Here is a 13,047-nt window from a genome sequence, read left to right as displayed (position 1 = left end):
CCATTTAGAGTGTTGCTCAAAGTGTGCTCGAAGTCGTTCGATCAGGAGGTGTACGGGACGTGCGACTGACCCCCACGGAACGCGACCGGCTGCTGCTCTTCGGCGCGGCCGAGCTGGCCCGCGCCCGCCGGGCCCGCGGCCTGCGGCTCAATGTCCCCGAGGCGACCGCGCTGATCGCGGACACCGTCTGCGAGGCGGCCCGCGACGGCCGGCGGCTCGCCGAGGCGATCGAGGCGGCCCGCTCGGTGCTCGGCCCCGACGACGTGCTGCCCGGCGTCGCCGACGTGGTCACCGAGGTGCACGTCGAGGCCGTCTTCGACGACGGCTCCCGGCTCGCGGTGGTCTCCGACCCCATCGGCGGGGGCACGCTGGGGGACGGCGCGCCCGGCGCGCTGCTCCCGGGGCCCGCGTACGAGGAGACCGCCCCGGCCGTCGCCCTCGTCGTCCGCAACACCGCCGCGGTCCCGGTCAGCGTCACCTCCCACTTCCACTTCTTCGAGGCCAATCCGCGCCTCGAGTTCGACCGCGCGGCGGCGTACGGCATGCGCCTGGCCATCCCGGCCGGCGCCTCCTTCCGCTTCGACCCCGGCGGCGCGGCCGAGGTCGGCCTGGTCCCGATCGGCGGCGCCCGCGTCGCGATCGGCTTCGCCGGCCTGGTCGACGGCCCGCTGGACGCCCCCGGGGCGCGGGACGAGGCCCTGCGCAGGGCCGCGGCCTGCGGATATCTCGGCGCCGAAGCCCCCGCCGCCGAAGCCCCGAAGGAGGGCGAGTGATGGACCCCTACGAGTACGCCTCCGTGCACGGCCCCCGGGCCGGCGACCGGGTCGTCCTGGGCGACTCCGGCCTCGTCGTACGCGTCGAGTCCGACTCCCAGAAGCCCGGCGACGAGTTCCTCGCCGGCTTCGGCAAGACCGCCCGCGACGGACTGCACCTGAAGGCCGCCGCCGTCCGCGAGACCTGTGACGTCGTGATCAGCAACGTGCTGGTGATCGACCCCGTGCAGGGCGTCCGCAAGACCTCGATCGGCATCCGTGAGGGCCGCATCCACGCCATCGGGCGGGCCGGCAACCCGGACACCCTCGACGGCGTCGACGTGGTCGTCGGCACCGGCACCTCGATCGTCTCCGGCGAGGGCCTGATCGCCACCGCCGGCGCCGTCGACACCCATGTGCACCTGCTGTCGCCCCGGATCATGGAGGCCTCGCTCGCCAGCGGTGTCACCACGGTCATCGGCCAGGAGTTCGGCCCGGTCTGGGGCGTCGGCGTCAACTCGCCGTGGGCGCTGCGGCACGCCTTCAACGCCTTCGACGCCTGGCCGGTCAACATCGGCTTCCTCGCCCGCGGCTCCTCCTCCGACCCGACGCCGCTCGTCGAGGCGCTGGCCGAGGGCGGCGCCTCCGGTTTCAAGGTCCACGAGGACATGGGCGCCCACACCCGGGCCCTGGACACCGCGCTGCGGGTCGCCGAGGAGCACGACGTCCAGGTCGCCCTGCACAGCGACGGCCTCAACGAGTGCCTGTCCGTCGAGGACACCCTGAAGGTCCTCGACGGGCGCACCATCCACGCCTTCCACATCGAGGGCTGCGGCGGCGGGCACGTCCCCAACGTGCTGAAGATGGCGGGCGTGCCGAACGTCATCGGCTCCTCCACCAACCCCACACTGCCCTTCGGACGCGATGCCGTCGCCGAGCACTACGGCATGATCGTGTCCGTCCACGACCTGAAGACCGACCTGCCCGGCGACGCCGCGATGGCGCGCGACCGGATCCGGGCCGGGACGATGGGCGCCGAGGACGTCCTGCACGACCTCGGTGCGATCGGCATCACGTCCTCGGACGCGCAGGGCATGGGAAGGGCCGGCGAGACCGTACGCCGGACCTTCGCCATGGCCGGCAAGATGAAGGCCGAGCTCGGGCCCCTGGAGGGCGACGGCGCGCACGACGACAACGCGCGCGTCCTGCGCTACCTGGCCAAGCTCACCCTCAACCCGGCCATCGCCCACGGCCTCGCGCACGAGATCGGCTCGATCGAGACCGGCAAGCTCGCCGACATCGTGCTGTGGCGGCCCGAGTTCTTCGGCGCCAAGCCGCAGCTGGTGCTGAAGTCCGGCTTCCCCGCGTACGGGGTCACCGGCGACCCGAACGCCGCCACCGACACCTGCGAACCGCTCGTGCTCGGCCCGCAGTTCGGCGCCCACGGGGCGACCGCCGCCGACATCTCCGTGGCCTTCGTCGCGCAGGCCGCCGTCGACCTCGGCGCCGACCGGATGCCGACCCGCCGCCGGCGCGTCCCGGTGCGCGGCACCCGCGGCATCGGCCCCGCCGACCTGCGGCTCAACTCCCGCATCGGCGACGTCCAGGTCGACGGCCGCACCGGCCTCGTCTCGCTCGACGGCACGCCGATCCGCTCGGAGGCGGCCGAGTCCGTCTCGCTCAACCGCCTCTACTTCCTCTAGGACCTATCGATGACTTTCCGCATGCCCGCCGAATGGATGCCGCACGAGCGCACCTGGATGGCCTGGCCCAGCCCCAACCCCACCTTCACCAACGAGGAGGAGCTCGCCGAGGCCCGTACCGCCTGGGCGTCGGTGGCCCGTGCCGTCCGCCGCTTCGAGCCGGTGACGATGGTCGTCGCGCCCGGCGACGCCGACTCGGCCCGGGCGCTGCTCGGGGACGGTGTCGAGCTGGTCGAGCGGGAGCTCGACGACGCCTGGATGCGCGACATCGGCCCCACCTTCGTCAAGGACGAGGACGGCCGGCTGGCCGCCGTGGACTGGGTCTTCAACGGCTGGGGCGGGCAGGACTGGGCCCGCTGGGAGCACGACTCCAAGATCGCCCGCCATGTCGCGGACGTGGCGGGGGTCCCCGTACTGCCGTCCCCCCTGGTGAACGAGGGCGGCGCCATCCACGTCGACGGCGAGGGCACCGTCCTGCTCACCGACACCGTCCAGCTCGGCGCGGGCCGCAACCCCGAGTGGACCCGCCAGCAGGTCGAGGCCGAGATCCACGCCAAGCTCGGCACCACCAAGGCGATCTGGCTCCCGCACGGCCTGGCCGGCGACTACGGCCTCTACGGCACCCAGGGCCACGTCGACATCGTCGCCGCCTTCGCCCGCCCCGGCACCGTCCTGGTCCACAGCCAGCAGAACCCCCAGCACCCCGACTACGAGCGCTCCCGCCTCTACGTCAACCTGCTGCGCGGCCAGACCGACGCCCAGGGCCGCCCCCTGGAGGTCATCGAGGTCCCGGCCCCCACCGTCCTCAAGGACGACGAGGGCGACTGGGTCGACTACTCCTACATCAACCACTACCTCTGCAACGGCGGCGTGGTCCTCTGCGCCTTCGACGACCCGCACGACGAACTCGCGGCCGAGATCTTCCGCCGCCTCTTCCCGGACCGCGAGGTCACCCTGGTCGACGCCCGCCCGATCTTCGCGGGCGGCGGCGGCATCCACTGCATCACCCAGCAGCAGCCGGCGGTCTGAGCCCGGCGGCCGGGCCCTCCCGGCCGCCGCATCCTGTAGAACGTACGAGTGAGTCAGAGCAGCAACCCCACCCCCTCGCCGTCCCACCCCCGGCGCCGGAACCAGGCCGCGCCGCCCCGGGAGGACGTGCTCGCCGCCGCCATGGACACCATCGCCGAGCGCGGGCTCGACGGGCTGACGATGGCCGGGCTCGGGCGGCAGGTCGGGATGAGCAGTGGGCATCTGCTCTACTACTTCCGCACCAAGGACGAGCTGCTGCTGCAGACCCTTGAGTGGAGCGAGGGGCGGCTCGGGGCCGAGCGCGGGGCGCTGCTCGCCGGGCCCGGCACCGCCCGGGAGCGGCTCGACGGCTATGTCGAGGTGTACGTGCCGGACGGGCCGCGCGACCCGCACTGGACGCTCTGGCTGGAGGTCTGGAACCGCTCGCAGAACGCCGACGACGACGCCCGCGCCCGGCAGGCCGCCATCGAGGGTGCCTGGCACCGCGACCTGGTCGCGATCCTCGCCGAGGGCGTCTCGCGCGGCGAGTTCCGGACTGTCGACCCGGACCGCTTCGCGCACCGGATGCGGGCCCTGCTCGACGGATTCAGCGTGCACGTCGCGGTCGGCATCCCCGGCACCGGCCGGGCCCAAGTCCTCGAACACGTAAGGGAGTTCATCGCCGAAACACTGCTTCCGTGACCGTTAGGCACGCAAGTAGTCCCGATCGTTGCGCCGTTCACCCTTGTTGCCGCCCGGCCGCCTCCGGCACGGTTCCTGCCCATGGGACGAGAGCACTGGAAGAAGATCTGGGTCGGTTCGGCCGGCAACATGGTCGAATGGTTCGACTGGTTCGTGTACGCGAGCTTCGCGACCTACTTCGCGGGGGCGTTCTTCCCCGAGGGGAACGACACCGCCAAGCTCATGAACACCGCCGGCATCTTCGCCGTCGGCTTCTTCATGCGCCCGGTCGGCGGCTGGCTGCTCGGCCGGGTCGGTGACCGCAAGGGCCGCAAGGCGGCCCTCACCCTCACCGTCACCCTGATGTCCGCCTCGGCGGTCCTCATCGCCGTCGCGCCCACCTACGCCGTCGCCGGCTACGGCGGCGCCGCCGTCCTGCTGATCGCCCGGCTCCTGCAGGGCCTGTCCGTCGGCGGCGAGTACGCCGCCAGCGCCACCTACCTCACCGAGGCCTCCGCCCCGCAGCACCGCGGCTTCGCCTCCAGCTTCCAGTACGTGTCCATGACGGCCGGTCAGATCATCGGCCTCGGCCTGCAGATCGTCCTCCAGCGCACCATGTCCACCGAGGCCCTGCACAGCTGGGGCTGGCGCATCCCCTTCATCGTCGGCGCCCTCGGTGCGGCCGTCGTCTTCTACCTGCGGCGCACCATGCTGGAGACCGAGGTGTACGAGGAGACCGCCGACGCCGGCGTCGCCCAGGGCCAGCAGGGCACCCTCAAGGCCCTGTGGGCGCACAAGCGCGAGGCCTTCCTCGTCGTCGCGCTCACCATGGGCGGCACGGTGGCCTACTACACGTACACCACCTACCTCACCAAGTACCTGTCCAACTCCGCCGGACTGCCCAAGCAGACCGCGACCCTGGTCTCCTTCTGCGCGCTGATCGTCTTCGCCTGCCTGCAGCCGCTCGCCGGCCGGCTCTCCGACCGGATCGGCCGCCGCCCGCTGCTCATCACCTTCGCGGTCGGCTCCACCCTCCTCACCGTGCCGATCATGACGCTGCTCCAGCACGCCGGATCCTTCTGGCCCGCCCTCGGACTCGCCCTGCTCGCCCTGGTCGTCGTCACCGGCTACACCTCGATCAACGCCTGCGTGAAGGCCGAGCTCTTCCCGACCGGCATCCGCGCCCTCGGCGTCGCCCTGCCGTACGCCATCGCCAACGCGCTGTTCGGCGGCACCGCCGAATACGTGGCCCTGTGGTTCAAGGACGCGGGCGTCGAATCCGGCTACTACTGGTACGTGGCCGGCTGCGCCGCCGTCTCCCTGATCGTCTACCTCACCATGCGGGAGACCCGCGACATCGACCTGGCCCGGGTGGGCGCCACCACCGAGCCGCGGCGGCCGCGAGATCAAATGCCCGTATCGTGAGACCGGCGTCCGCCTGATCCGCCACCTGTGTCAGACTTCCGGCGTGCTCGCTACCACCATGATTATCGGCAGCAGCGCGCCGGTCCGCAGTGGCCACTGATTCGCGGTACGACCCCCGCGGCAGTGGACACCGTGCCCCAGACCCGCGCGCAGACCTCTCGCACCCGCGAGGGGTTTTTTCGTTTTCCGGCCCCACCAGCGCCGGAAGCGGACGGCGCGTGAGAATGGGGGCAAGTGGATCCATACCTTCCGGAGCCACATCCGACAGGAGTCATCAGAGCCATGACCACGGAGAACGCCGAGGGCTCGCGCCTCGACGACAGTTTCCATGTCTTCGACACCACCCTGCGCGACGGCGCGCAGCGTGAAGGCATCAACCTCACCGTCGCGGACAAGCTGACCATCGCGCGGCACCTCGACGACTTCGGGGTCGGCTTCATCGAGGGCGGCTGGCCCGGCGCCAACCCGCGGGACACCGAGTTCTTCGCCCGCGCCCGGCAGGAGATCGCGTTCAAGAACGCCCAGCTGGTCGCCTTCGGCGCCACCCGCCGGGCCGGCGGCAGCGCCGCCGACGACCCGCAGGTCAAGGCCCTGCTCGACTCCGGCGCCCCGGTGATCACCCTGGTCGCCAAGTCCCACGACCGGCACGTCGAGCTCGCCCTGCGCACCACCCTCGACGAGAACCTGGAGATGGTCCGCGACACCGTCTCCCATCTGCGCGCCCAGGGCCGCCGGGTCTTCGTCGACTGCGAGCACTTCTTCGACGGCTACAAGGCCAACCCCGGCTACGCCAAGGACGTCGTCCGCACCGCGCACGAGGCCGGCGCCGACGTCGTCATCCTCTGCGACACCAACGGCGGCATGCTGCCCGCCCAGGTCCAGGCCGTGGTCGCCACCGTCCGCGCCGACACCGGCGCCCGCCTCGGCATCCACGCCCAGGACGACACCGGCTGCGCCGTCGCCAACACCCTCGCCGCCGTCGACGCCGGCGCCACCCACGTCCAGTGCACCGCCAACGGTTACGGCGAGCGGGTCGGCAACGCCAACCTCTTCCCCGTCGTCGCGGCCCTGGAGCTCAAGTACGGCAAGCGGGTGCTGCCCGACGGCGCGCTCGCCGAGATGACCCGGATCTCGCACGCCATCGCCGAGGTCGTCAACCTCACCCCCTCCACCCACCAGCCCTACGTCGGCGTCTCCGCCTTCGCCCACAAGGCCGGCCTGCACGCCTCCGCCATCAAGGTGGACCCCGACCTCTACCAGCACATCGACCCCGAGCTGGTCGGCAACACCATGCGGATGCTGGTCTCCGACATGGCCGGCCGCGCCTCCATCGAGCTCAAGGGCAAGGAGCTCGGCATCGACCTCGGCGGCGACCGCGCCCTGGTCGCCCGGGTCGTCGAGCGGGTCAAGGAACGCGAGCTCAAGGGCTACACCTACGAGGCCGCCGACGCCTCCTTCGAGCTGCTGCTCCGCGAGGAGGCGGAGGGCCGGGCCCGCCGCTACTTCCGTACGGAGTCCTGGCGCGCGATCGTCGAGGACCGCCCCGACGGCACCCACGCCAACGAGGCCACCGTGAAGCTGTGGGCCAAGGGCGAGCGGATCGTCGCCACCGCCGAGGGCAACGGCCCGGTCAACGCCCTCGACCGGGCGATCCGGATCGGCCTGGAGCGGATCTACCCGCAGCTCGCCAAGTTCGAGCTGATCGACTACAAGGTCCGCATCCTGGAGGGCCGGCACGGCACCGAGTCCACCACCCGCGTCCTGGTCACCACCAGCGACGGCAACGGCGAGTGGTCCACGGTCGGCGTCGGCGAGAACGTCATCGCGGCCTCCTGGCAGGCCCTGGAGGACGCCTTCACGTACGGGCTGCTGCGGGCCGGCGTCGACCCCGCCGAATAGTTCTGTATCAGCCATCTGTGTTCGGTTTGGTCCGGTTCGGGTAGCTTCGAATCATGAGGACCAGGGCGATATCCGTGTGGTCCGCCCTCGGCGGGCTGATACTCCTGCTGCTTCTGGTCCTGGCGCCCACCGCGAGCGCCAGGGCCACGGGCGTGCCCGACGTGGCCGCCGCCCTCAAGCAGGGCCCGGTGTACGTCGACCCCGGCGCCGCCGGCCAGCTCTCCACGGCCGACGCGACCGCCCTCGCGCAGAAGATCAAGGACGCCGACAAACCGCTCTTCGTGGCGGTGCTGCCGGCGAACGCGCAGTTCCCGCCCGAGAACCTGCTGCGCAACGTACGCACCGAGACCGGGATCACCGGGCTCTACGCGATCCGCCTCGGCGACCGCTTCGACGCGGGCGCCGACCGCGTCGTGATGTCGAGCGCCGCCGTGGACAACCTCGTCACCTCCGTACGCCAGCCCGGCGTCGACGCGGCCACCGAGTTGAACAACTTCGTCGACCAGGCCCTGCCCACCATGCGCGGCTCCGCCCCGGCCTCCTGGGGCACGGCCGCCGACGACTCCGGGGTGCCGGTGGCCGGACTCGTCGTCCTCGGCGGCGTCGTGGTGGCCGGCGGCGCCGCGGGCTACGCCGTGGTCCGGCGCAACCGGCTCCGCAAGGAGGCCGAGGAGCGCGCCGCCCTCGACCGGCTGCGGGTCGTCGTGGACGAGGACATCACCGCCTTCGGCGAGGAGCTCGAACGGCTCGACTTCCACCCGGCCGAGTCCGGCGCCGACGACGCCATGCGCGGCGACTACGAGCGCGCCCTCGACTCCTACGACACGGCGAAGTCGCGGATGGGCGCCGTGACCCGGCCTCACGAGGTGCGGGCCGTCACCCAGGCCCTGGAGGACGGACGCTTCTCGCTCGCCGTCCTGGCCGCCCGCCGCGAGCACCGGCCGCTGCCCGAGCGCCGCCCGCCCTGCTTCTTCGACCCCCGCCACGGCCCCTCGGCCCAGGACCGCACCTGGACCCCGGCCGGCGGCGCGCCCCGCGAGGTCCCGGTCTGCGCCGCCGACGCGGCCCGCCTGGACGACGGCCGGGACCCGCAGGCCCGCACGGTCGACACCGACGGGGGCCGCCGCCCCTACTGGGAGGCGGGCCCGGCGTACGGCCCGTGGGCCGGCGGCTACTTCGGCGGCGGCCTGCTGCCCGGCCTGCTCGTCGGCACCATGCTCGGCTCGATGCTCTCCACCCCCGCCTACGCCTCCGAGTACGGCGGCGGGGACTTCCAGGACTTCCAGGGCGGCGACTTCTCCGGCGCCGACTTCAACCCCGGTGACTTCGGCGGCGGCGACTTCGGCGGGGGCGGAGGCTTCGACGGCGGAGGCGGCTTCTAGGACCCTGCGCGGTCGTCAGACCAGCGGCTTCACCGACATCAGCAGATGCCGGTGGGTGCCCTCACCCCCGTCCGTCGCGTCCGTGATCAGGGCCCGCTGGCCCGGACCGAGCAGCCGCAGGCTCAGCTCCGGCGCGTCGAACGAGCCCAGCGCGTCGAGCAGATACCCCGGATTGAAGGCCACCGTCATGGCGTCGGCGCCGGTCAGCACGGCCGGCAGCCGCTGCGAGGCCACATCGTCCTCGTACCCCGCCTGGAGGTGGACGGTCGTCCCGTCGAAGGCCAGCTGTACGGGGCTGTCGCCCTCCGCGACCACCGCCACCCGCTTCACGGCCTCCACCAGCGGCGCCCGCCCGGTCACGGCCACCGCGTGCTCCCCGAGCGCGAAGAGCTTGTCGTGCCGGGGGAGCCGGCCGTCGAGCAGCCGGGTGGTGGTGCGCATCCCGCCGCTCTCGAAGCCGAGCGAGCCGCCGTCCAGGGCGAGCCGGACCGTCCCGGCGCCGGTGAACGAGCGGGCCACCTCGGTGAGCCGCCGGGCGGGCACCACGACGTCCAGCGCCTCTCCGGAGGCGTCCGCCGCCGGCTTCCACTCCAGGGTGCGCACCGCGTACCGATAGCGGTCGGTCGCGGCCAGCGTCATCGTCGTGCCGTCCAGACCGAGGCGTATCCCGGTGAGCACCGGCAGCGCGTCGTCCCGCCCGGCCGCCACCGCCACGTGTCCGACGGCCGCCGCGAACGCCGCCGCGTCGACCTCGCCGCGCAGCGCGGGCAGCGCCGGCCGGTCGGGGTAGTCGTCAAGGGGCAGCAGCGAGAGCCCGAACCGCGCGCCGCCGCCGGTCACCGAGAGCCGCGCCCCGTCCACCGCGCACTCCACCGGCCCCGGCGGCAGCACCTTGCAGATGTCGAGCAGCCGCCGCCCGAGCACCAGCGCCCGGCCCTCCCCGAGGACCTCGGCGTCGGCCTCGGTCCGGGCCGAGGCCTCGTAATCGAGACCCGAGACACCGAGCCGGCCGTCCGCCGTCGCCTCCAGGAGCAGGCCGCCGAGGACCGGGACGGGGGAGCGGGCGGGCAGCACGCGGGCGGCCCAGGCCACGGCCTCGGTCAACGCCCCGCTGTCGATACGGAATTCCATGCCGCCGACGCTAGCGGCCGCCACTGACAAGCTCACACAGAGAATTCTAGCGACGCTAGACATGGGAGCGCGGCTAGGTCTAGCGTTGCTGTAACGCCTAGCGTCGCTAGGTCGCTGGCTCTGTCCGCCGGCTGTGTCCGGCAATCTCAGGGGGTTCCCATGACCGTGCAGTCGTCCGTGCAGCCGTCCGCCCCGTCCCTCGCTCAGGCGTCCAGGACGTCCCTCACCCACCGCGCCGCCACCGTCCTCGCCGCCCTCGGCGGCCTCGCCTGTCTCTGGTTCGGCATCGACTTCCTCTTCGCCCCGGAGTCCGCCGCCGCCGGCTTCGGCATCCCGGCCTGGCCCGAGGGCCAGGCGGCCGGCTACTTCGGCGTCAAGGCCGCCCGCGACCTCGCCAACGGCGCCGTCATCCTCGGCCTGCTGGCCCTCGGCCGCCGCCGCTCGCTGGCCTGGGTGATGCTGCTGATGACGATCGCGCCCGTCGGCGACTGCCTCTCGGTCCTGAGCCACGGCGGCTCGTACGCCGCCGCCCTCGGCATCCACGCGGCCACCGCCGCCGCCGTCCTCGTCACCGCCGGACTGCTCTTCGCGACCAGCGGCCCCGAGCGGGAATCCGGGCGGGCCCTTGATCGTTCGGGTGTCTGAGACACCGCGAGGATGCACACAGGGGGAGGGGCGGTCATGACGCAGGTCCACGGCACCGTGGCGAGCGGATTCGAGTCCGTACGGGAGGAGTTCGCCACGGTCGCGGCCGAGGAGGCCCGGGACGGCGGCGCCCAGCTCGCCGTCTACCACCACGGCGAGCTCGTGGTCGACCTGTGGGGCGGCGAGGGCGTCGAAGGCGACACGCTCCTCGCGCTCTACTCCTCCGCCAAGGGCGTCACCGCCCTGGTCACCGCCCTCCTCGTGCAGGACGGCGCACTGGACCTGGACCGCGAAGTGGCGTCCTACTGGCCCGAGTTCGCCGCCGCGGGCAAGGGTGCCGTCACCGTCCGCGAGCTGCTCGCCCACCGGGCCGGCGCCATCGGCGTCACCGGCGGCTTCACCCTCGACGAGCTCGCCGACGACCGCCTCGTCGCCGCCCGGATCGCCGCCCACGCCCCGTACTGGGAGCCCGGCACCGGCCACGGCTACCACGCGCTCAGCTTCGGCGCCCTGGCCGGTGAGGTGGTGCTGCGCGCCACCGGCCGCACGGTCCAGGACCACTACGCGGAGCGCGTGCGCGAGCCGTACGGCGCCGACTACCACCTCGGCCTGCCCGAGGAGTTGGAAGCCCGCTTCCGCCCGGCCCTGCCGGTGCGGCCCACCCCGGTCCAGGAGGCCTTCGAGGCGGAGCACCCGATCGCGCCGGACAGTCTGCTCGCCGTCGCCTTCGACCAGCAGGCCGATCCGCCCTTCGACATCGTCGCCTTCGGCAACTCCCGCGCCGTGCACGCCGCCTCGCCGCTCTCCGGCGGCGGCATCGGCACCGCGCGCGGCCTCGCCCGGGTGTACGCGGCGGTGGCCGGCGAGCTCGACGGCCGGCCCCCGCTGCTCAAGCCGGAGACGCTCGCCGAGTTCTCCCGGGTGCACTCCTCCGGCACAGACCTGGTCACCGGCGAGACCAACGCCTTCGGCCTCGGCTTCGTCCCGCTCGCCACCCGCTACCCCTCGCTCGGCCCGACCGCCGTCGGCCACAGCGGCGCCCCCGGCACCCAGTCCCTCGCCGACCCTTCTCGCACCCTCTCCTACAGCTACGCCCGCCGCCGCTTCGGCTTCCTGGCCGGACCGGGGGCGCTGGAGAACGGCCGCCTGATCCGTACGGTCACGGCGGCCGCGGACCGCCGGGACGGCCGCGCATGACCGAGCTCCTGTTCTTCCTGCCGTTCGTGCTGCTCGTCGGCTGGCTGGTCCGGGGCGGGCAGCGGCGGCGGGCCGCCGCGCTCGCCGACGGGGGCACGGCCGCCGTCCCCGTGCTGTTCCGGCAGGGCTCCCGCTGGCGGCAGGGGCGCCTGGTGATCGGCGCGCAGCCGCTGGTCTGGCGCCCGTTCGCGCGCGGCGGCGAGGTCGTGCTGCCGGCCGAGCTGCGAGTCGTCGGCACCCGCCGGCCCACGGTCCGCGAGGCCGTACGCCTCAATCCGCTCGCCCGGATCGTGGCCTGCGAGTCGGCCGCCGGACCGGTCCTCCTCGCGGTCATGCCGGAGGAGCTGGAGCCGGTGCTCGGCGCCCTGGAGCGCGGCTGAGCCGGCGGGGTCGAGGGGCCGGGGGAGACACCGCCGCCCGGCAGCCCTCGGGGCTGCCGGGTTCGGGGTGTGCGGTCGCCTGGGGCCGGGGGATCAGGCGGCGTTCTTGATGGCGGAGATGTCGAAGTTCAGCTTCACCTTGTCGGAGACCATGACACCGCCGGTCTCCAGGGCCGCGTTCCAGGTCAGGCCCCAGTCGGAGCGCAGGATCTCGGCGGTGCCCTCGAAGCCGACCCGCTCGTTGCCGTAGACGTCGGTCGCGGTGCCGTTGAACTCCAGGTCGATGGCGAGCGGCTTGGTGACGTCCTTGATCGTCAGGTCGCCCTTGACCTGGTACTTGTCACCGCCCAGGTGTGCGGCCTCGGTGGACCGGAAGGTCATCAGCGGGAAGGTCTCCGCGTCGAAGAAGTCGCCGCTGCGCAGGTGCCCGTCGCGGTCCGCGATGCCGGTGTCGATCGAGGCGATCCTGACGTCGATGGAGGCGCTGGAGGCGGCCGGGTCGGTGCCGTTCAGCTTCAGCGAGCCCTCGTGCTCGGCGAAGGTGCCGCGGACGTTGGTGACCATGGCGTGCCGGACGGTGAAGCCGATGCTGCTGTGGGCCGGGTCGATGGTGTAGTCGCCGGTCAGGGCGGCCAGGGCCGGGTCCACGGGGAGGGTGGCGACGGTGGCGGCGGACTCGGTGTTGTTCTTGCGGCTGAAGAGACCCATGACGTGCTCCTTGGGGGACGGTGCGCGGGGAGGCGCTTGGTCGTGCATTCGTTGAACCTTCAACGACATCGACCATAACCCTATTCCGTTCAACTTTCAACATCTAGCGAAGAGGTTCACTCCTTCAGGGCAGCAA

General features: G+C 72.8%; 12 protein-coding genes. 10 read left to right on the top strand and 2 right to left on the bottom strand.

Annotation, left to right across the window (positions count from 1 at the left end; genetic code table 11):
- Positions 1–59 precede the first annotated feature (59 nt).
- From ureA to KV205_RS14200, 7 genes are all read left to right on the top strand, one after another.
- Positions 60–773: an urease subunit gamma gene (gene ureA, locus KV205_RS14230; protein WP_265864688.1), complete on the top strand. Its 714-nt coding sequence runs from the start codon at positions 60–62 to the stop codon at positions 771–773.
- A complete protein-coding gene (locus tag KV205_RS14225; RefSeq protein ID WP_265864687.1) occupies positions 773–2,455 on the top strand; it encodes an urease subunit alpha in 1,683 nt (560 codons plus the stop codon). The genes ureA and KV205_RS14225 overlap by 1 nt, the downstream gene beginning before the upstream one ends.
- A gap of 9 nt (positions 2,456–2,464) precedes the next feature.
- Complete coding sequence (locus KV205_RS14220) at positions 2,465–3,484, top strand: agmatine/peptidylarginine deiminase (RefSeq protein ID WP_265864686.1); 1,020 nt, start codon at positions 2,465–2,467, stop codon at positions 3,482–3,484.
- Positions 3,485–3,625: 141 nt separating this feature from the next.
- Entirely contained in the window at positions 3,626–4,165 is a 540-nt protein-coding gene (locus tag KV205_RS14215; protein ID WP_265864817.1) for a TetR/AcrR family transcriptional regulator, read from the top strand.
- Between the two features lie 81 nt (positions 4,166–4,246).
- On the top strand, positions 4,247–5,569 hold the full coding sequence (locus KV205_RS14210) for an MFS transporter (protein WP_265864685.1): 1,323 nt from the start codon (positions 4,247–4,249) through the stop codon (positions 5,567–5,569).
- Between the two features lie 282 nt (positions 5,570–5,851).
- Complete coding sequence (cimA, locus tag KV205_RS14205; RefSeq protein ID WP_265864684.1) at positions 5,852–7,468, top strand: citramalate synthase; 1,617 nt, start codon at positions 5,852–5,854, stop codon at positions 7,466–7,468.
- A 53-nt stretch (positions 7,469–7,521) separates the two neighbouring features.
- Positions 7,522–8,850: a hypothetical protein gene (locus KV205_RS14200; RefSeq protein ID WP_265864683.1), complete on the top strand. Its 1,329-nt coding sequence runs from the start codon at positions 7,522–7,524 to the stop codon at positions 8,848–8,850.
- 15 nt (positions 8,851–8,865) lie between these two features.
- Here the strand turns inward: KV205_RS14200 and dnaN are convergent, their stop codons facing one another.
- Complete coding sequence (gene dnaN / locus KV205_RS14195) at positions 8,866–9,981, bottom strand: DNA polymerase III subunit beta (RefSeq protein ID WP_265864682.1); 1,116 nt, start codon at positions 9,979–9,981, stop codon at positions 8,866–8,868.
- 159 nt (positions 9,982–10,140) lie between these two features.
- On the opposite strand from dnaN, the gene KV205_RS14190 reads away from it, so the two are divergent.
- Genes KV205_RS14190 through KV205_RS14180 form a run of 3 tightly spaced genes read left to right on the top strand, consistent with a single transcriptional unit; the run spans position 10,141 to position 12,203 of the window.
- Positions 10,141–10,626 carry a DUF4267 domain-containing protein gene (locus KV205_RS14190; RefSeq protein ID WP_265864681.1) on the top strand — a complete coding sequence of 162 codons (486 nt, stop codon included), beginning with the start codon at positions 10,141–10,143 and terminating at the stop codon, positions 10,624–10,626.
- A gap of 36 nt (positions 10,627–10,662) precedes the next feature.
- The gene (locus KV205_RS14185) at positions 10,663–11,823 is read left to right on the top strand and encodes a serine hydrolase domain-containing protein (RefSeq protein WP_265864680.1); all 1,161 of its coding nucleotides are present in this window, start codon (positions 10,663–10,665) and stop codon (positions 11,821–11,823) included.
- Complete coding sequence (locus tag KV205_RS14180; RefSeq protein ID WP_265864679.1) at positions 11,820–12,203, top strand: hypothetical protein; 384 nt, start codon at positions 11,820–11,822, stop codon at positions 12,201–12,203. The genes KV205_RS14185 and KV205_RS14180 overlap by 4 nt, the downstream gene beginning before the upstream one ends.
- A 93-nt stretch (positions 12,204–12,296) precedes the next feature.
- Here KV205_RS14180 and KV205_RS14175 read toward each other — a convergent pair whose 3' ends face one another.
- Positions 12,297–12,911: a YceI family protein gene (locus tag KV205_RS14175; RefSeq protein ID WP_265864678.1), complete on the bottom strand. Its 615-nt coding sequence runs from the start codon at positions 12,909–12,911 to the stop codon at positions 12,297–12,299.
- Positions 12,912–13,047 lie beyond the last annotated feature (136 nt).

The organism is Streptomyces sp. SKN60, from assembly GCF_026236535.1.
Taxonomy (GTDB): domain Bacteria; phylum Actinomycetota; class Actinomycetes; order Streptomycetales; family Streptomycetaceae; genus Streptomyces.
The sequence above is the reverse complement of the archived record's forward strand: the minus strand, read 5'-3'. Positions and strand labels throughout refer to the sequence as shown.